Annotated in this window: 17 protein-coding genes; 6 read left to right on the top strand and 11 right to left on the bottom strand. The window is 41.7% G+C overall.

The window, feature by feature from the left end:
- Nucleotide 1 precedes the first annotated feature (1 nt).
- Both AB3G73_RS21270 and AB3G73_RS21265 read left to right on the top strand, forming a co-directional pair.
- Nucleotides 2-1,183 (top strand): ABC transporter permease, encoded by a 1,182-nt coding sequence (locus AB3G73_RS21270; protein ID WP_367745571.1) that lies wholly within the window; start codon nucleotides 2-4, stop codon nucleotides 1,181-1,183.
- Nucleotides 1,184-2,443, top strand: a complete 1,260-nt coding sequence (locus tag AB3G73_RS21265) for an ABC transporter permease (RefSeq protein WP_195648627.1) — start codon at nucleotides 1,184-1,186, stop codon at nucleotides 2,441-2,443.
- A gap of 151 nt (nucleotides 2,444-2,594) precedes the next feature.
- Here the strand turns inward: AB3G73_RS21265 and AB3G73_RS21260 are convergent, their stop codons facing one another.
- Nucleotides 2,595-3,188: a porin family protein gene (locus tag AB3G73_RS21260; RefSeq protein WP_195648628.1), complete on the bottom strand. Its 594-nt coding sequence runs from the start codon at nucleotides 3,186-3,188 to the stop codon at nucleotides 2,595-2,597.
- 398 nt (nucleotides 3,189-3,586) lie between these two features.
- Between AB3G73_RS21260 and AB3G73_RS21255 the strand changes: the two genes are divergently transcribed.
- From AB3G73_RS21255 to AB3G73_RS21245, 3 genes are all read left to right on the top strand, one after another.
- The gene (locus tag AB3G73_RS21255) at nucleotides 3,587-3,952 is read left to right on the top strand and encodes a BlaI/MecI/CopY family transcriptional regulator (protein ID WP_004305524.1); all 366 of its coding nucleotides are present in this window, start codon (nucleotides 3,587-3,589) and stop codon (nucleotides 3,950-3,952) included.
- A gap of 18 nt (nucleotides 3,953-3,970) precedes the next feature.
- Entirely contained in the window at nucleotides 3,971-5,788 is a 1,818-nt protein-coding gene (locus AB3G73_RS21250; RefSeq protein ID WP_234132357.1) for a M56 family metallopeptidase, read from the top strand.
- 191 nt (nucleotides 5,789-5,979) lie between these two features.
- Nucleotides 5,980-7,893 (top strand): TlpA disulfide reductase family protein, encoded by a 1,914-nt coding sequence (locus tag AB3G73_RS21245; protein WP_148366545.1) that lies wholly within the window; start codon nucleotides 5,980-5,982, stop codon nucleotides 7,891-7,893.
- A 179-nt stretch (nucleotides 7,894-8,072) separates the two neighbouring features.
- Here the strand turns inward: AB3G73_RS21245 and AB3G73_RS21240 are convergent, their stop codons facing one another.
- The 8 genes from AB3G73_RS21240 to mnmA all read right to left on the bottom strand — a co-directional run bounded on the left by AB3G73_RS21240 (nucleotide 8,073) and on the right by mnmA (nucleotide 15,884).
- Nucleotides 8,073-9,173, bottom strand: coding sequence for an Mrp/NBP35 family ATP-binding protein (locus tag AB3G73_RS21240; RefSeq protein WP_148366546.1), 1,101 nt, complete (start codon nucleotides 9,171-9,173; stop codon nucleotides 8,073-8,075).
- 60 nt (nucleotides 9,174-9,233) lie between these two features.
- On the bottom strand, nucleotides 9,234-9,992 hold the full coding sequence (trmB, locus tag AB3G73_RS21235; protein WP_148366547.1) for a tRNA (guanosine(46)-N7)-methyltransferase TrmB: 759 nt from the start codon (nucleotides 9,990-9,992) through the stop codon (nucleotides 9,234-9,236).
- 112 nt (nucleotides 9,993-10,104) lie between these two features.
- Entirely contained in the window at nucleotides 10,105-10,728 is a 624-nt protein-coding gene (locus AB3G73_RS21230; RefSeq protein ID WP_148366548.1) for a DUF975 family protein, read from the bottom strand.
- Between the two features lie 44 nt (nucleotides 10,729-10,772).
- Entirely contained in the window at nucleotides 10,773-11,804 is a 1,032-nt protein-coding gene (locus AB3G73_RS21225) for a branched-chain amino acid aminotransferase (protein ID WP_258981928.1), read from the bottom strand.
- 38 nt (nucleotides 11,805-11,842) lie between these two features.
- Nucleotides 11,843-12,052, bottom strand: coding sequence for an exodeoxyribonuclease VII small subunit (gene xseB / locus AB3G73_RS21220; RefSeq protein WP_004297216.1), 210 nt, complete (start codon nucleotides 12,050-12,052; stop codon nucleotides 11,843-11,845).
- 53 nt (nucleotides 12,053-12,105) lie between these two features.
- Nucleotides 12,106-13,383 (bottom strand): exodeoxyribonuclease VII large subunit, encoded by a 1,278-nt coding sequence (gene xseA, locus AB3G73_RS21215; RefSeq protein ID WP_148366550.1) that lies wholly within the window; start codon nucleotides 13,381-13,383, stop codon nucleotides 12,106-12,108.
- Nucleotides 13,384-13,407: 24 nt separating this feature from the next.
- Entirely contained in the window at nucleotides 13,408-14,775 is a 1,368-nt protein-coding gene (locus AB3G73_RS21210; protein WP_195648632.1) for a S8 family serine peptidase, read from the bottom strand.
- 23 nt (nucleotides 14,776-14,798) lie between these two features.
- Nucleotides 14,799-15,884, bottom strand: coding sequence for a tRNA 2-thiouridine(34) synthase MnmA (mnmA, locus tag AB3G73_RS21205; protein WP_148366552.1), 1,086 nt, complete (start codon nucleotides 15,882-15,884; stop codon nucleotides 14,799-14,801).
- Nucleotides 15,885-15,994: 110 nt separating this feature from the next.
- Between mnmA and AB3G73_RS21200 the strand changes: the two genes are divergently transcribed.
- Nucleotides 15,995-16,858 (top strand): hypothetical protein, encoded by an 864-nt coding sequence (locus AB3G73_RS21200; RefSeq protein ID WP_148366553.1) that lies wholly within the window; start codon nucleotides 15,995-15,997, stop codon nucleotides 16,856-16,858.
- On the opposite strand, the gene AB3G73_RS21195 is transcribed toward AB3G73_RS21200, so the two are convergent.
- Both AB3G73_RS21195 and ispF read right to left on the bottom strand, forming a co-directional pair.
- Nucleotides 16,848-17,855: a metallophosphoesterase family protein gene (locus AB3G73_RS21195; protein ID WP_367745570.1), complete on the bottom strand. Its 1,008-nt coding sequence runs from the start codon at nucleotides 17,853-17,855 to the stop codon at nucleotides 16,848-16,850. The two genes, AB3G73_RS21200 and AB3G73_RS21195, sit on opposite strands and share 11 nt — an antisense overlap.
- A gap of 19 nt (nucleotides 17,856-17,874) precedes the next feature.
- The gene (gene ispF, locus AB3G73_RS21190; RefSeq protein ID WP_004297210.1) at nucleotides 17,875-18,357 is read right to left on the bottom strand and encodes a 2-C-methyl-D-erythritol 2,4-cyclodiphosphate synthase; all 483 of its coding nucleotides are present in this window, start codon (nucleotides 18,355-18,357) and stop codon (nucleotides 17,875-17,877) included.
- Nucleotides 18,358-18,389 lie beyond the last annotated feature (32 nt).

The following is an 18,389-nucleotide window of genomic DNA, read 5'->3' as shown; positions in this document are numbered from 1 at the left end:
CATGAAAGAGAGAGAAAAGAAATATATAGCTTTGTGGCAGGTCATGCAAAGAGAGTGCCGGCGGTTGGTATCACGTCCGCTCTATCTCTTCTGTATGGTCATCGCCCCGCTGTTTTGCTATATATTCTTCACCACTTTAATGGATTCGGGGCTTCCCAAGGATTTGCCTGCGGGAGTGGTGGACATGGATGATTCGCCTACTTCCCGTAATATTGTCCGCAACCTGGATGCTTTTTCGCAGACAGGGGTTGTAGCTCATTACAGCAATGTAACAGATGCACGTATTGCCATGCAGGAGGGAAAAATCTACGGATTCTTCTATCTCCCCAAGGGTTTATCGGCAGAGGCACAAAGCCAACGGCAGCCAACGATCTCTTTCTACACCAATTACTCATACCTGATTGCAGGCTCTCTATTGTTCAGGGACATGAAAATGATGGGAGAACTCACCTCCGGAGCTGCGGCCCGGACGATGCTGTATGCCAAAGGTGCGACAGAGGATCAGGCTATGGCTTATCTGCAACCAATCGTAATTGATACACACCCACTAAATAATCCGTGGCTGAACTATTCGGTATACTTATGCAATACACTGATACCGGGGGTACTCATGCTATTAATATTTATGGTTACCGTTTATTCAATCGGTGTGGAAATCAAGGATCGTACTGCCCGCGAATGGCTACGGATGAGTAACAACTCCATTTACATTGCATTGGCTGGAAAACTGCTTCCCCATACAATAGTCTTTTTCATTATGGGTATATTTTATAATGTATACCTGTATGGATTCCTGCATTTTCCTTGCAATAGCGGCATATTCCCGATGATATTCGCCACACTGTGTCTCGTATTGGCATCTCAATGTTGTGGCATTGTCATGATAGGAACTCTGCCGACTCTACGACTCGGATTAAGTTTCGCCTCCCTATGGGGAGTCATATCATTCTCCATTTCCGGATTTTCATTCCCGGTCATGGCTATGCACCCTGTTCTACAGGCTTTGAGTAACCTATTCCCGTTGCGGCATTATTTCCTTATTTACGTTGATCAAGCGCTCAACGGATATAGCATGGCTTACTCATGGACCAACTATATGGCACTATTAATATTTATGATGCTCCCTTTCTTTGTGGTTCATCGCCTGAAGGAAGCATTGGTTTACTATAAATATATACCCTAAATGAAAGATATAAAATTAAAAGACAAGATAGCCCAAGGCATCAATGACCTGTTTTATATCTGGAAGCGGGAGTTTCAGACAACTTTCCGCGACCAGGGGGTACTGATATTTTTCATACTCGTCCCACTAGGTTATCCGTTGTTGTATAGTTTCATTTATGACAACGAAGTAGTGCGTGAAGTTCCTGCTGTTGTTGTAGACGATTCGCATTCATCTCTTAGCCGTGAATATCTACGCAAGGTAGATGCCACACCCGATATTCAAATCGTCTCTTACTGTGCCGATATGGAAGAGGCCAAACAAATGCTGAAGAACCGGCGTGCGTATGGTATCATTTATATCCCTTCGGATTTCAGCGACAATATCGCCAAAGGAAAGCAGACACAGGTCAGCATCTATTGCGATATGAGCGGATTGTTATACTATAAATCGATGCTTCTTGCCAACACTGCCGTTTCTCTGGATATGAACAAGGACATCAAAATTGCACGTAGCGGAAACACGACCGATCGTCAGGATGAAATCACCGCTTATCCGATAGAATATGAAGAGATTTCCATCTTCAACCCTACTGCCGGATTCGCCGCTTTTCTGATTCCTGCTGTATTGGTATTGATTATCCAACAGACATTATTGCTCGGCATCGGTCTCGCCGCAGGAACTGCTCGTGAGAACAACAGATTTAGGGATCTTGTACCTATCAACCGTCATTACAACGGAACGTTACGAATTGTATTAGGAAAAGGATTGAGTTATTTTCTGGTTTATATATTGGTAGCTTTCTACGTACTTTATGTAGTTCCAAGATTGTTTAGCCTCAACCAAATAGGACAACCCGGTTCATTAATATTATTCGTTGTCCCCTATCTTGCGGCTTGTATTTTCTTTGCGATGACAGCTTCCATTGCCATTCGCAACCGGGAAACGTGTATGCTGATTTTTGTATTCACATCAGTCCCCTTGTTATTTATTTCCGGTATTTCCTGGCCGGGGGCAGCTATTCCTCCGTTTTGGAAGTATGTATCCTACATCTTCCCCTCAACGTTTGGAATTAACGGCTTTGTAAAAATCAACAATATGGGAGCCACTCTTAGTGAAGTAGCTTTTGAATATAAAGCTTTATGGCTACAAGCTGGTATTTATTTCCTGACCACCTGTTGGGTATACCGCTGGCAAATACTAATGAGTCGCAAACATGCAATAGAGAGATACAAAGAATTAAAAGAGAAAGCAAACTTATCCAAGCAGATAAGTGATTAATGAGTAAGAATTGCAAGAGAGAGAATTAACGGTGTATCCTTTCAATGGAGATATGCCGTTTTTCTTTTTATATAAAGACAGAAAAATCCCCCGTTCCAAGAGAGTATAGAACGAGGGATTTTAGAGATATTATAAAGAGAGTATAATAAGTTTAGAACTTGTAACCTACACCAATAGAGAAGTTCATGTTCTTAGGATTACTTACCCCGTCTGATTTGAAATCAACTACATTAGTAAAGCCGAATTCACCATCCAGACCTACAAAGAATTTACCGATTTCATAAGCAACACCTACACCAATACCACAATCAAATCTTTTTCCACCAAATTGATCATCACCATCACCAAAGAAATCAGCTTTGTCATCACCAACTTTTACCTTTCCGGCAACACCAAATGCAAAATAAGGACCAGCTTTCACAACGATGTTCTGATTGTCAGCAACAGCAAATCTTGCAGCTGCCAAAACAGGAATCTCAAGATACATAGGATTAAACTTCATAGTCTCACCATCTTCTTTTATTTTTGCACCTTTTTGAGTAAGCATCAAAGAAGGTTGGATAGACCACATATCAGAGAACTGATATTCCATACCAACACCTACATTAAATCCAATCTTCATGTCAGTATCCATATCCCCAGTGTAGTTACTCATGTTCATACCCACTTTGGCATTCCAAGAAATTTGAGAATAAGAAACGATAGAAACAAGTGCAAATAGCACAAAAATCAAACCTTTTTTCATATCATTCATTTTTTAGTTTGCCTCCCTCTTCCCTTTGGTTGGCATTATTAGTTAATAGTCCTGTTTGAGGTGCGGGGAATTATTCGTAACTGATTAAAGTATTGAAACGCACCCTTCCATATTTAACGTATGTTTCGTAGCCGCAAATATATTTCATTTATTTTATATAAAAAAATCCTTGATAGTCTATTTTTTGCATAAAGGTTATTAAAGAGTGACTATATAGAAAAAAATAATGTTTATCCGGTCTTTTTTTATGCTTAACTAATTTCCAGGCAACAATGCAATCAAAATATTCTTGCAAAATTTACACATTCACAATTATTAACCAACTATCTACTGGCTGTTTACGAAATATTCGTAGATTTGCGAAGTATTCGTAATTAAACAACATCTCCATGGAAAAGTTAACTATACAAGAAGAAGAAGTAATGATCTACATTTGGGAGTTACAATGCTGTTTCGTAAAAGACATTGTTGCAAAGTATACGCAACCGGCACCTCCTTATACCACAGTAGCATCTATCGTGAAGAACCTCGAGCGAAAAGGATATGTCACACCGAAACGTGTGGGTAATACCTACCAATATACTCCTGCCATTCGCGAAAATGAATATAAACGCCATTTTATGAGTGGTGTAGTTCGTAACTACTTTGAGAACTCTTACAAAGAGATGGTTTCTTTCTTTGCCAAAGACCAGAAAATTTCGACCGATGATCTCAAAGATATTATCGAACTCATTGAAAAAGGAAAAGAAAATTAATAGAAAACATTCATCACCATGACTCCGGAACTGGCTTATTTTCTAAAGATAAATGTAGCGATAGCTCTGTTCTACGCATTCTATCGGTTGTTTTTTCATAAAGACACCTTCTTCCATTGGCGCAGGATGGCTTTGCTATGTTTCTTCGCCATCTCCTTGCTTTATCCTTTGCTGAATATTCAGGGATGGATAAAAGCTCACGAACCAATGGTGGCAATGGCAGATCTTTATGCAACCATCATACTTCCGGAGCAAGCAGTTACTCCTTTACAAGAGCCTGCAATGAACTGGCAAGAGGTTATCATACAGTTCGCAAAAATTATCTATTGGAGCGGAATGTTATCACTAGCTACACGCTTCTTTGTACAACTGGGTAGCATTATCCGGTTACACTTCCAATGCTCAAAAAGCAAGATACAAGGAGTACGCGTACATCTATTAAAGAAGGAAACCGGCCCTTTTTCTTTCTTCCACTGGATATTCATACACCCACAATCACATACGGAATCTGAAATCAGTGAAATCATTACTCATGAAGAGACACACGTCCGTCAATACCATTCGGTAGACGTACTTATCAGCGAGATAATGTGTATCTTTTGCTGGTTCAATCCATTTATCTGGCTGATGAAACGGGAAGTCAGAGGAAACCTCGAATACCTGGCAGATCACCATGTATTGGAGACGGGGCATGATAGTAAATCATACCAGTACCATTTATTGGGACTGGCACATCACAAGGCTGCAGCAAATTTATCAAATAGTTTCAATGTTTTACCACTCAAAAATCGTATTAAAATGATGAATAAACGAAGAACGAAAGAAATAGGAAGAACAAAATATCTGATGTTTCTTCCCTTGGCTGCTATCTTAATGATTGTCAGTAACATCGAAATGGTGGCACGTACTACTGAAAAATTTGCCAAAGAAATGATGGGGCAAGCAACAGAAGAAGCTGCCATACAAGCTGAAACCACGGATATTCCGGAACTTCCTATAGAAGAAATTCAAGGAACTACACTTCCACTGGATAAGCAAGGAAAGGAAATGACGGAAACTCAAATCAAAAGTGTACCAGATTCCGTTGTCTTCCAAGTTGTAGAAGAAATGCCAGATTTTCCGGGAGGAGCACAGGCACTGATGGATTACTTGTCGAAGAATGTCAAATATCCGGCTGAAGCACATGCAATCGGCGCACAAGGACGCGTGATTGTAAGCTTTACTGTTAAAAAGGACGGAACTATAGCCGATACGAAAGTGGAACGAAGTGTCAATCCGTATCTCGACAAAGAAGCCATGCGTGTAATTGCCGCCATGCCTAAATGGAAACCCGGTAAACAAAGGGGAGAAGCGGTGAACGTGAAATTTACAGTTCCTGTTGCTTTCAGACTTACTGGTCCGGAGCTTCCCAAAGCGGAAGAGGTAAAGCAGTCCGACATGGATGAAGTAGTGGTGGTGGGCTATGCTGCAAAAGATGATCCAACTCCAGAGGGAGGCAGTGTAAAAGGAGAAAATGAGGATGAAGTATTCACCGTGGTAGAAGCAATGCCCAAATTTCCGGGAGGACAAGCCGGCCTGTTCCAATATCTGGCTAGAAGTATCAAATATCCCGTCATCGCTCAAAAAAGTAAAGAGCAAGGCAGAGTCATCATACAGATGATTATTGGTAAAGACGGAAGTTTGTCGAATATCAAAGTCTTACGCAGTGTATCTCCGTCACTGGATGCAGAGGCTGTACGCGTAGTGGGTAATATGCCTAAATGGGAACCAGGAATGCAAAAAGGACAGCCTGTTTCTGTCAAGTATACCATTCCTATCGTATTCAGATTACAGTAAATTCTTTCCCCGGTGCCGCTCCCTTTCCTCATCGGTAAGGAAAGGGGCGTTCATCGGTGGGGAGCACCCTCCTCCCCCAGTGCCGAACGTATCCTTCCCCGGTGCTCAAAAAAACATTTCTTTTTCAGCTGTTTACAAGGATAGTTATAAAAAGATCCTTATATTTGCTCATGTAACAAAACATTATTCACATGAAAAGATTCGTATGGATTATTGGTTTGATATGCTGCATGACCTGCATCATACAAGCCAAAGACAGAGTGATCGAGCGTCCTCCTTTTCTAGCATGGAGCTCCAACAGTATCGAGGTCGATAAAATTGTCATGAGTGATACAGTGACAACAGTGTATATAAAGGCTTTCTATCATCCTAAATATTGGATAAAAATAGCAACGGGCAGTTTCCTGAAAGACAACAATGGAATGCTCTATCCCATTCGAAGAGGAATTGGAATCACATTAGACAAGGAGTTCTGGATGCCGGAATCAGGAGAAGCGGAATTCCAATTGTTATTTCCTCCCATACCCGAAAATGTGACCAGTCTGGATTTCTCGGAAGGGGATTTTGACGGAGCATATAAGATATGGGGCATACAACTGGATAAGGATGCATTCTATAAACAGAAACTTCCCAAAGAAGCAGTCGTACACAAAATAAATAAGAAAGCGATATTGCCGACTCCTAAGTTGGCCTACGGAACTGCTACTCTTAAAGGAAAAATACTGGACTATCAAAAAGAGATGATAAAGCAAGTGAAGATGCACATAGAAAGTCCTGCACTGAATATCCACAACGAACAGAATATCATAAAAATCAAGGAAGACGGCACTTTCCTGGCGGAATTAAAAGTGGTATCTGTTACAAGCGTAGCATTGGAATTTCCTTTTGGTTGGATTGAATGTCTGATAGCTCCCAATGAAGAGACATCACTCATTATAAATACGAAAGAACTTTGCCGCAGACAAGCACATCTGCAAAGAAAAGATAAAACGTATGGAGAGCCTGTATACTTCAATGGTTATCTGGCTAGCCTACAACAAGAATTAGCTTCAGTAGATATAAACATTGTATTAAAAAGCGTTTATTACATGGATATGTACAACGACATTGTCGGGAAAAGTGCAGATGAATATAAAGCTTATGTACTTGAGCGCCTTCCATCTATTCGAAAAGAAATCGCGCAATCACAATACAGTAATGCGTGCAAAGAGCTATTAAATATCCTGGTAGATCTGGATGCGACTGGCAAAATCGCTATGACGGAGAGAGAACTAAAATCAGCACATATTGCTGTCAATAAACTGAATAGGGAACAGACAGACGATTATTTTTATAATACTCACATCGATACTCCTAAAGGATACTATGACATATTAAAGGAATTCAGTTCTATCAACACTCTTAAAGCTCTATACGGCAAATATTACGCATCGACGATTTATTTGATAAGCTTCCTGCCAGATTCTCAAAAGGTACTTGAGGAGACACTAGGAACAGGACAGGGACCCTTATTTGATAATATTAAATTTAATAAGCTGTATCAATCCATCAAAAATTTCTCCCCGTTAACAACAGAACAGCATGCCGAATTAAAAACTTTTTCTTCTCCGGTTTATGCCGAGATGCTTAACCAAACGAACAAAGAAATCATAAAGAAAATTGAATTGAACAAAAGAAAGACAGGATTCACAGTGAACGAAGCCGGACAAGTCTCCAATGAGGATTTATTTCCCTCCATTATCTCTAAATTCCGGGGACACACATTGTTAGTTGATTTCTGGGCAACATGGTGTGGTCCTTGCCGCACGGCTAATAAAGCTATTCTTCCCATGAAAGAGGAATTAAAAGATATGGATATTATCTACCTTTACATCACAGGCGAGACTTCTCCCAAAGGTACTTGGGAAAATATGATTACCGATATTCATGGTGAACATTTCCGTGTGACAAATGAGCAATGGAGTTTTCTGATGTCCAATTTCAACATACAGGGAGTTCCTACCTACTTTGTTGTTGATCCGGAGGGTAATATCACCTTTAAGCAAACAGGTTTTCCGGGAGTAGACACGATGAAAGAACAGTTAATGAAGGCTATGAATAAGTAATTCAAACCTAATAAATCAATAAAGAAAAAGGGCTGTCTAACAAGTCCCTCATTTACAATTTCACCCACGCTACAGATAGTTATAGCGTGGGTGATTTTCAATATTCAGGACTCGTTAGACAGCTCCTTTTTATATCCTACGAGTGGGAGGCCAAAAGTCCTCCAAACTCCCCACCATCTTTATTTATGCATTTCTACAATTTGAGTTGGAGCCATCTCTACATTCCGGCGATCTACCTGACGAACGACACTGGCAGCCAGGGATAAGAAAGCACGTCCGGTCACGGAGTCTTCATCCAACGCAACAGGCGTACCATTATCTCCTCCTTCACAGATGCTTTGCACGATAGGAATCTGTCCCAACAAAGGAACATTCATTTCTTCAGCCAGTTTCTTGGCACCTTCTTTACCAAAGATATAGTATTTATTCTCGGGAAGTTCAGCGGGAGTAAACCAAGCCATATTCTCAACCAAACCGAGAATAGGTACATTTACCTTATCATTGGTGAACATATTGATTCCCTTACGGGCATCTGCCAAAGCAACCGCTTGCGGAGTGCTGACAACAATCGCTCCTGTCATGGCTAATGTTTGAACAACCGTCAAATGAATGTCACTGGTTCCGGGAGGAAGGTCTATCAGGAAATAATCCAAATCTCCCCAGGCTGCATCAGCTATCAACTGTTTCAATGCATTACTTGCCATTCCACCACGCCACAAAGTTGCCTGATCCGGATCGACAAAGAAACCGATAGACAATAATTTCACTCCATATTTCTCCACCGGAATAATCATGTCACGACCATCTATACGTTCAGCATAGGGGCGTGCATCCTCCACCTGAAACATCTTAGGCATGGAAGGACCGAAAATATCTGCATCGAGCAAACCAACCTTATAGCCTAATTTAGCCAGAGCAACTGCCAGGTTCGCAGACACCGTAGACTTACCCACGCCACCTTTACCGGAAGATATACCGACTATATTCTTCACTTGCGGAAGGAGCTTGCCAACTTCCGGACGAGCGGCTTGCTTACTCTCTGTTGTGATTGTTACCTGCACATCAGGAGAGACATACGTATGAATAGCTGTTTCCGCAGCTTTCAACATTGATTTCATAAACGGATCAGTCGGTTTCTCAAAAATCAATGAAAAGCTGACAGTCATACCATCAATACGAAGATTATCGGCAACCATCTCCGCTTCCACCAAATTCTTTCCCGTACCAGGATAACGCACCGTTGCCAATGCATCCAATATCAATTTAGGATAGAGAGTCATTTTATTTACTATTTGACGATTTACAATTATACGATTTAATTACTATTTACTGCTGGAGAATTATTTGCTTGTATTCAATCCGCTACGCTTGCTACGGTTATAGCTACGATAGGGATCAAGCTCTATTTCCACATCCGGTTCTTGTAGTTTACCTTCCTGCGGAAGCCGGAATTTGATATACTTAATATCTAAACCACGATCCAGCCATTGTTGTTCATAATAGGTCTTAATACCGAGAATATTATCTACCAGACCAGAATGATATAAATCTTCAGTCATAAACTCAACGGGAAGTTTGTTTGCCTCAATCATGTATTTCGTATAGGTAAACATGAAGTTGCTGTCCGTTTTCAGGTGGATAATGCCATTCGGCTGCAAGAATTTGCGATACCGTTCCATAAAATAGGTAGAGGTCAGTCGTTTGGTTGCTTTCTTCATTTGCGGATCAGAGAAAGTAAGCCATATTTCACTCACTTCGCCTTCGGCAAAAAAACGTTCGATGATTTCAATATTGGTACGCAGGAAAGCGACATTCTTCATTCCGGCCTGTAATGACTCCGTTGCTCCCGTCCACATACGGGCGCCTTTTATATCCACTGCTATAAAGTTCTTTTCGGGAAACATCTTACCCAGACCGACGGTATACTCACCACGTCCGCAACCCAGTTCGAGCACAATCGGATGATCGTTCTTAAAAAACTCTTTATGCCATTTCCCCTTCATGTCAAAAGGCACGTTATCTACCGCCGAATAAGGATATTCGAATACGTGCGGATAACTTGCCATATCGGCAAACTTTTCTAATTTATTCTTTCCCATATCAATCCTGATTAGATCGCAAAGGTACTGATTTTGATGCAACCGACAAAAAGAAATGGAGCACAGATTTCTCCATGCTCCATTCTTCTATAGTGCTGAATGATTCGTCTTATCAAATCTCAACATTCACTTCAACGTCTACTTCCACATTTCCGCCTTGTTGTGCTTTCAAATCTTCATAGAAAGCAGCACGGGAAATAGCAACATACGGTTGCAGGAAAAGAAATCCAATACCAAAAGTAAAGATACAAAGGATGGCCCAGCCAATGAAGCTTAAATCAAGCATGAACAACTTCATCTTGTTTCCTTCCATCATAGCCATACTTTTCTCAATAGCTGCATTGTTTTTCATTTCCGGTTCATCTTTCAAGATAAAGTCGGTCATTGCATAAGAATAAGCCTTAATGATACCCGGTATAAGCAGCAACAGTGACCACAAAACTGTATAGACCATCTGAAGCAACTTAGTGACAAAAATACGTCCATAATCTTGGAAACCTTCGAACAAAGTACCAAAGTCAATGTCTTTGCCTCTACATACGCCAAGCATTACAATAGTAAAACCGTACGCAACCGGTAGTCCGACAAATAATGAGCATAACCCTCCAATCAAAGGAATAGCTGATAAACCGCCGGCTATAACTGAATAAATAAGTGCAGCAACAGCTGCCATAGGCCACTTGCCTCGAAGTGCCTCACGTGCCTGCGCACGCAATTCTGAATTTTGTTTTAACATAATGAATAATATTAATTGATAAATGTGTCATTTCAAAAATATAGTTATTCCACTATTGTTACCCAGCCATGCGTATCCGGTTCGTCGCCATACTGAATTCCACGGAGCTTATTATACAATTTTGTACAGATTGGTCCCGGCTTACCGTCTTTAGAGATCACATAAGATTTTCCGTTTTCCAAATCATCGATACGTTGAATCGGGCTGATTACTGCAGCAGTACCACAAGCACCTGCTTCCTCAAATGTTTCCAGTTCTTCTTCCGGTATCGGACGGCGTTCTACCTTGATACCCATATCTTCTGCCAACTGCATCAAACTCTTATTGGTAATAGAAGGCAAGATAGAAGATGATTTCGGAGTGATATACGTATTATCCTTAATACCGAAGAAATTGGCAGCACCACATTCATCGATATATTTCTTTTCTTTCGCATCAAGATAGAACTCGCAGGAATAGCCCAAATCGTGCGCTTTCTTGTTAGCACGAAGACTGGCTGCATAGTTACCACCCACTTTATAAATACCTGTTCCATGAGGAGCGGCACGGTCAAACTCACGAATGATAACGTACGGATTGGTAGAGAAGCCACCTTTGAAGTACGGTCCTACCGGAGTTACAAATACTACAAACATATACTCATCTGCAGGATGTACGCCTACCTGGGCACTTGTTCCAATCAATAGCGGACGAATGTAAAGAGAAGCACCGGTTTCATAAGGAGGAATAAAGCGTTCATTCAGCTTCACCACTTTCAAGATTGCTTCTTTGAATCGTTCTGTCGGAAGTTCTGCCATCAGAATTCCCTGGCAAGTAGATTGCAAACGGGCAGCATTTTCTTCCAAACGGAAAATACGAACTTTACCATCTTTTCCACGGAATGCTTTCAGTCCTTCAAAGGCTTCCTGACCATAATGTAAACAGGTTGCCGCCATGTGCAAATTAAGGTGTTCTTCACTGCTTACCTCCAGTTCTCCCCATGCACCATTACGGAAATTGATTCTCACATTGTAATCTGTCTTCATATATCCAAACGACAGATTCGCCCAGTCTATTTCTTTCATATTGTTATGTATTAGTTTATTTTCTATGCATTGAAACGCAAAAATAACTTTTATTCTTCAGATTGCCTCTTTTCTTGCAATAATTTTTCGACTTCCCGGTCGGCTTTTGTCAGTTTATCCTTGCAAAAGGCAATAATTTCATTGGCTTCTTTTATTTTCTCACTCAAAATGTCGATATCCAGTTCGTTGTTATCTATCTGGCGAACGATCTTTTCAAGACGTTCCATCGCTTGGGAATATGTTTCTTTTTTTGCTGCCACGATGATTGATATTTAATGATTAATGTTTTTACAAATACACGTTTGGTGGATAGTTACTTTTCTACCACCGATCGAACTTCTCCTTTCGATAACCGGGTTATCAAATGGTCTCCCGGCTTCAGTGAAGATACATCCGTCACCGCTTTCCCGTCTTTTATTGTAATACTATATCCACGACTCAAGAGTTTATCCGGAGAAGCGTCCGCTATTCGTTGTTGCAAAAGTTCCAGACGGTGAGATTGACGGGCCACTAATGCTTTCGTCACCTGTGACAAATCTTTCTTTGCTACCAGCAAAGAAAAACGAGCGTCCGCAAGTTTGCGATGAACAAGATTGGGAATACGGGTTTGGAGAGTTTCCAACCTTCGTCGTTCCAGATCAAGAAGCATATAAGCTCCTTGTTGAATACGCATAGATAATTCTTCCAGATGCTCCGCAACTTCCCCTACCCGGTGAATCAGGAGTTCGGCAGCAGCCGTAGGAGTTTTTACCCGGGTATGAGCAACGGAATCAAGCACTGTATCATCGCGTTCATGCCCAATACCAGTAATGATAGGTAACGGAAATTGCGCACATGCAGCTGCCAATAGATAAGTATCAAAGCCGGACAAATCGGAAGTAGCTCCACCACCACGAATGATGACTACTACATCAAATTCATTGATGCGGGCATTAATACGATCCAAAGCCGCCAACACTGATTCTTCTACCTGATTTCCCTGCATTAAAGCCGGAAAAAGCTCCGTATAGAAAAAGAACCCGCCCGGATTATGCTGCAACTGATGACAGAAATCTCCATATCCGGCCGCAGTAGCCGAAGAGATGACAGCAATACGCTGGGGAAGAACCGGTATCTCAAGCTCTTTATTCAGCGTCAACACTCCCTCCTCTTCCAACTGTAATAATATTTCCCGGCGACGACGAGCCATATCTCCCAATGTATAAGCAGGATCAATGTCAAGCACTGTCAGACTGTAACCGTACAGTTCATGAAACTGAACTGTTACTTTCACCAACACCTTAATGCCGGAAGTAAATAACTGCCCTGTAGTTTCCTCAAAATAAGGTTTCAACAAGCGGTAGATATTATTCCAAATCATACCGCGTGCCTTGGCTACGAGATTATTGCTACGAGGATCTTTCTGCACGAATTCCAGATAGCAATGCCCTGTCGTATTGGAACGGACATCGCTCAACTCTGCCTGTATCCAATATTCATCAGGCAGGCATTGCTCCAGACTACGGCGGACGAGTGCATTCAGCTCTAAAAGAGAAAGCCTCTCCCCACCCTCTCCCAAAGAGAGGGAGTCAGATTGCTTTGACTTATTCATAGCGTTTATCATACAGCAGTCACATTATTTCTTTTCCTTGGAAGAAAAGTTAAGATAAGCCTTCCACAAATCGGGAATACCATATCCATATATGTTATCCGGGAAATCGGCTCTATCACCCGATTGACGTACCAAATCTATAATCTGCTTCGCTGTCAGCTTCGGACAAGCCTGCCACAGACAAGCTACCATACCACACATAATCGGAGAAGAGAAAGAGGTTCCGTTGGCACGGCGAAGATTACCATCTGTTCCCATCACATCCGAATTCAGACCGACAGCCACTACATCCGGTTTCACACGTCCGTCAGCCGTATTTCCAACAGAAGAAAATGGTGCCAGCTCCCCCCTTTTATTTACAGCTCCTACCGTTATTATATTCTCTGCGTCTCCCGGAGGGGTAATTTTCTTCCACGAACCTGCCCCCGAATTTCCGGCACTGCAAACAACGACCATTCCTTTATCGGCTGCCTTCGCAGCTTCACGAGACATCAACGCATAATGACCATTCAAGTCACGATATCTATAATTCTTCGCAGGATCGTCAAATGAATAATATCCAAGCGATGTATTCACCAAATCCACTCCTACACTATCGGCAAACTCAATGGCTGCCGCCCAGTAATCCTGTTCTACCAGATTCTCCGAATATTCGTCCTCACTACGCAGCAACCAATAAGAAGCTTCAGGAGCTGTGCCAATCATCACATTCGGCTGATTCATGGCCATACAGGATAATACAGACATTCCATGGCTACTTTCAGCATAAATATCCGCTTCCGGATTCACAAAGTCACGCACCCCAAGAATACGGATATTTTTCATTGCATCAATCTTATCCACATTATGGAATCCGGCATCAATTACGGCAATAGTCATTCCCTGTCCCTTAAAGCCCGCATCATGCAGAAGATTGACACGGCTCATTGCCGCCTGTGTGATTGCAGGACCGTAAAGGCTATCGGTACGCACCGGTTTATTTATTAACGAATCTCTTTGAAGGGCTCTTTGTGTGATACCTTTCCACACTCTTTCCGTGGAACGTACAAAAGGCAACTTTGCTATTTCGTCAATCAAAGTACTATCATTGCAAGAAACAGTAACAAAATTATCCCACTTCCCGGTAACGAGTACATGGACACCTGTCTTCCGTATAGCATCTACATATTTCTTACAGACCGGCAAATCCGTGGAATCAATGGGTAATCCTTGTTTCTTTCGACGCTCTATAGATTTCATAGACAAATATTTTTCCGGTTTCTGCAAGGAATAGTCTGTAGCCGCCTTGTCTTTCAGGCTAATTCGATATTTTAAGGTATCCTCCGGAGTAAACTGTGCAAACACACCCAAATACATATTTAAAGCGAGAATCAATACTATAAACTTCTTCATAAGTTATCTTTCTTTTTAATCAATCATAATCCTTCATTTTCTATAATCACCAACCCGATTCCTCTTTGAGAAGCAATGAAAGCTCCTCCCAGCACTCGTCTCCCGTCATAAAACACGGCAGATTGTCCCGGGGCAATGGCCGAAGCCGTTTCGAGGAAACGTACTAACAGACGTCCGTCTTCCAATCTTTTCACCCGGCAGGGGATAGGACGACTGCGATAACGAATCCGTACTGTCAGATTCTCACATCCGAACAGTTCCTGTTCATCCACAATCTTATCCTGCTCCGCCAACATGTATTCTGTTTTTAATTGGTCGGCATCCCCAAGCATCACGGTATTTTTCTGCGGATTGATTTTCAATACATAGGCCGGCTTTCCTAAAGCAATCTCCAATCCCTTACGCTGACCGATTGTATAATAAGGCGCCCCTTTATGTTGCCCCAACTTCACCCCTTCAGAGTTGACAAACCATCCCGGTCCGATTTCACTATCCAGTTCAGGACACTGTTCACGAAGAAAATCACGATAATCTCCTTTAATAAAGCAGACTTCCATACTTTCCCCTTCTTTCGACTTTGCCTCATATCCTTTCTCCGCAAGATACTCGCGAACTTTCACTTTCGTATAATCTCCCAACGGAAAGATACAACGCTTCAGCACTTCCTGTCCCAATCTCCAAAGGAAATACGACTGGTCTTTCTTATCATCATCTCCGGCTACTATATACGTGTATCCGTTTTTCTCTTCCAACCGTGAATAATGTCCGGTAGCAATCCATGCACAATTCAACTTGTCCGCCCACTCTGTCAAAACACGGAACTTAAACAACGGATTGCACATCACGCACGGATTCGGCGTACGCCCCTGCTTATATTCGTCTATGAAGTTTTTTACAATGGTCTCTTTAAAAGGAATACGTTCATCTGCCACATAATGTTCAATCCCCATCCGTGCAGCCAACTCTCTGGCATCCTGCGGTTCATCTCCCCACACACGCATAGTAACTCCCACGATCTCGTATCCTTGTTCTTGCAGCATCAAGCAAGTAGCGGTGCTGTCTATGCCACCACTCATACCTACCAATACTCTCTTATTTCGTTCTTCCATTCGAATTTTGAAAATTTACATGGATACAAATGTACGAGATTTCAAAGAGAAAAATTGCTTTTCTGAAAGAAAATCCTTATATTTGAAATATACCAAAAGCGAGAACAATTATGGCTAACCCAAGATTACCGGGCATTTCCGAAAACGAGCAAGCCTTATTGTATGCCAAATTGAATGAGTACAACCGGGGCAGAGCCTCTTTTAAAGAGGTAGGAGTCTACCTGGTGGTGTTGCCCCGACCGGGGAAACCAAACTATTCCCTTTGGCTGTACTCTCCCCTGCCCGAAAAACAATCCATTCTTTATATACATGACCTGTCACCGGACATCAACGACTCCCTGCGGATGGCCAGCACGATGTTTTATTATTCGAGACGTTGTATCATCCTGGTAGATTACAATGAGAAAAGAATGCAGAGTAATGGTGACGACCTTATCTTCTTCGGAAAATACCGGGGACATTTTCTCCATGAAATCCTCAAGATAGATCCCGCTTACCTAAGTTGGGTAGCGTACAAATTCATTCCCAAAATACCTAAACAGGAACGTTTCGTCAAAATAGCACAAGCTTATTATTCCATACATTTGGACATAATGATAAGAAAGTCGAGGGAGAAGCGTTCACCCAGCCGCTATCTGGGAGAATTAGGAGAAAAGCTGACAGACTTAAAATTAAAAGTCACTCGGGTAAGATTGGAAGATGATCCATACAAAACAAGAGTGAACGGCACTACCCCACAGTTTTTTGTCAAGCAAATACTGACTTTGACCGATGCCAGTGGAAACTTAGTCATTATGAGTATTCCATCAAAAAATCCCAGTGCGATTTCATGCACTCTATCCGGGATAGAACATGAATACCGACTGGGAGATATTATCTACGTCGCATCAGCGAAAGTATCACGCCAATATGAAAGCTATGGTTCAAAATACACGCGCCTTAGCCACGTGAAGTTCGCAAGTCTCAACGTTTAGTCCAATCGTCCTTGACAAAACTTGCCGGATAAGAGATTTTATCCACCACACCGTCTTTCTGACGAATCCAGGATGTGAATGTACGGGTACCCTCATCCAATACAATAATACGGGCTCCATTCGGCAAATGGTTATATTCCGTATTTCCACCGGTAAAGCGTCCGTAAGCCAAAAGGATATCTTTCCACATCACAGCATAATCATTATCATGGTCGTGTCCTACAAACATACCCATCACATCGCCAGCTTCTTTCATCGCTGCAAACATTCCTGTATTCAATTTAGGTGCACAGGCTTCCTCCATACGAGTTCCACGAAGAATTGCATTTTCGCTACGGGCAGCGTCATTGTATTCAGGAAGAGGAATATGAAAAAAAGCAAGAGCCGGCAAAGGTTGTCCACCGTTTTGCTCTTTATAAGCCGCACTCTGTTGACGATACCAATTTATCTGGTCGAATGTAAGCCATGCACACCCTTTCACATCTTTCAAAGGAGAATAAGAATGAGAATCCATGCAATAAAGCAAAGCAGCATCCTTCTTTAGATTAGAAGACGATTTCACTGTCAATACATAATCCGGTGACAAAACAGTTCCGCGATCAGGCAATAAATTGCCGGGAACTTTACGGATGATATCATATAACTGTTCCCGTGTCATTCCCTGTTCATTGTCATGATTACCAAAAGTAACCACAAAAGGCAGTTTACGCTTAACTACCGGTTCAAGTACCTGCAACATTCCGGAATCCGCCGGAGCAGAATAAACGACATCACCGGTAAATATCACTAAATCCGGACGTTCGTCATCAAGCACCTGATTAATACGTTCCAAAGCTATATCTGAAGCCCGATTTCCATATTTAAAATGCACATCGGTAAATTGTACAATCTTGAATTTACCATCTTTACTAAATTTCAGTTCACTCTTCTGAGCCATACAAAAAGTAGTTACCAATAAAAAGGCAAGTGTTAAGTAGATTTTTAAAAGACGAATCATAATTATTTGTTTTAGGGGGTTAAGAAATCTTTTCTATCAGTACAGTAGCATAAGCCGATATACCTTCTTCACGACCTGTAAAACCGAGTTTCTCAGTAGTAGTCGCCTTAATGGAAATATCATCCATGTCAATCCCCATAACAGTTGCCATTGTCTCCTGCATCAGAGGAATGTGCGCTTTTAACTTCGGGCGTTCGGCACAAATGGTTGCATCGATATTGCCCACTTTATATCCTTTGGTAGCAATCAACTCCACAGTTTTCTTCAGCAGTATCTTGCTATCTATATTTTTAAATTCTCCCGCAGTATCAGGGAAATGATAGCCAATATCACGCATATTCGCCGCCCCCAACAGAGCATCGCAAACAGCATGCAATAATACATCAGCATCCGAATGCCCTAACAATCCTTTTGTGTGTTCCAAAAGAATGCCACCCAGCCATAACTCACGTCCTTCGACCAACTGATGTACGTCAAAACCAAAGCCTACTCTTATCTTCATATTTTGTATAACAAATGAGTACTAATGAATAA

This window comes from Bacteroides sp. L008, assembly GCF_040812255.1.
Classification (GTDB): domain Bacteria; phylum Bacteroidota; class Bacteroidia; order Bacteroidales; family Bacteroidaceae; genus Bacteroides; species Bacteroides vicugnae.
The sequence above is the reverse complement of the archived record's forward strand: the minus strand, read 5'-3'. Positions and strand labels throughout refer to the sequence as shown.

Excerpts from the sequence above, each read along its gene's own strand:
- xseA (WP_148366550.1), bottom strand. The coding sequence starts at position 13,383 with ATGAATAAGTCAAAGCAATCTGACTCCCTCTCTTTGGGAGAGGGTGGG.
- AB3G73_RS21265 (WP_195648627.1), top strand. The coding sequence starts at position 1,184 with ATGAAAGATATAAAATTAAAAGACAAGATAGCCCAAGGCATCAATGAC.
- trmB (WP_148366547.1), bottom strand. The coding sequence starts at position 9,992 with ATGGGAAAGAATAAATTAGAAAAGTTTGCCGATATGGCAAGTTATCCG.
- AB3G73_RS21255 (WP_004305524.1), top strand. The coding sequence starts at position 3,587 with ATGGAAAAGTTAACTATACAAGAAGAAGAAGTAATGATCTACATTTGG.
- ispF (WP_004297210.1), bottom strand. The coding sequence starts at position 18,357 with ATGAAGATAAGAGTAGGCTTTGGTTTTGACGTACATCAGTTGGTCGAA.
- AB3G73_RS21200 (WP_148366553.1), top strand. The coding sequence starts at position 15,995 with ATGGCTAACCCAAGATTACCGGGCATTTCCGAAAACGAGCAAGCCTTA.
- AB3G73_RS21270 (WP_367745571.1), top strand. The coding sequence starts at position 2 with ATGAAAGAGAGAGAAAAGAAATATATAGCTTTGTGGCAGGTCATGCAA.
- AB3G73_RS21240 (WP_148366546.1), bottom strand. The coding sequence starts at position 9,173 with ATGACTCTCTATCCTAAATTGATATTGGATGCATTGGCAACGGTGCGT.
- AB3G73_RS21245 (WP_148366545.1), top strand. The coding sequence starts at position 5,980 with ATGAAAAGATTCGTATGGATTATTGGTTTGATATGCTGCATGACCTGC.
- AB3G73_RS21195 (WP_367745570.1), bottom strand. The coding sequence starts at position 17,855 with ATGATTCGTCTTTTAAAAATCTACTTAACACTTGCCTTTTTATTGGTA.
- mnmA (WP_148366552.1), bottom strand. The coding sequence starts at position 15,884 with ATGGAAGAACGAAATAAGAGAGTATTGGTAGGTATGAGTGGTGGCATA.
- AB3G73_RS21250 (WP_234132357.1), top strand. The coding sequence starts at position 3,971 with ATGACTCCGGAACTGGCTTATTTTCTAAAGATAAATGTAGCGATAGCT.
- AB3G73_RS21210 (WP_195648632.1), bottom strand. The coding sequence starts at position 14,775 with ATGAAGAAGTTTATAGTATTGATTCTCGCTTTAAATATGTATTTGGGT.
- AB3G73_RS21260 (WP_195648628.1), bottom strand. The coding sequence starts at position 3,188 with ATGAAAAAAGGTTTGATTTTTGTGCTATTTGCACTTGTTTCTATCGTT.
- AB3G73_RS21230 (WP_148366548.1), bottom strand. The coding sequence starts at position 10,728 with ATGTTAAAACAAAATTCAGAATTGCGTGCGCAGGCACGTGAGGCACTT.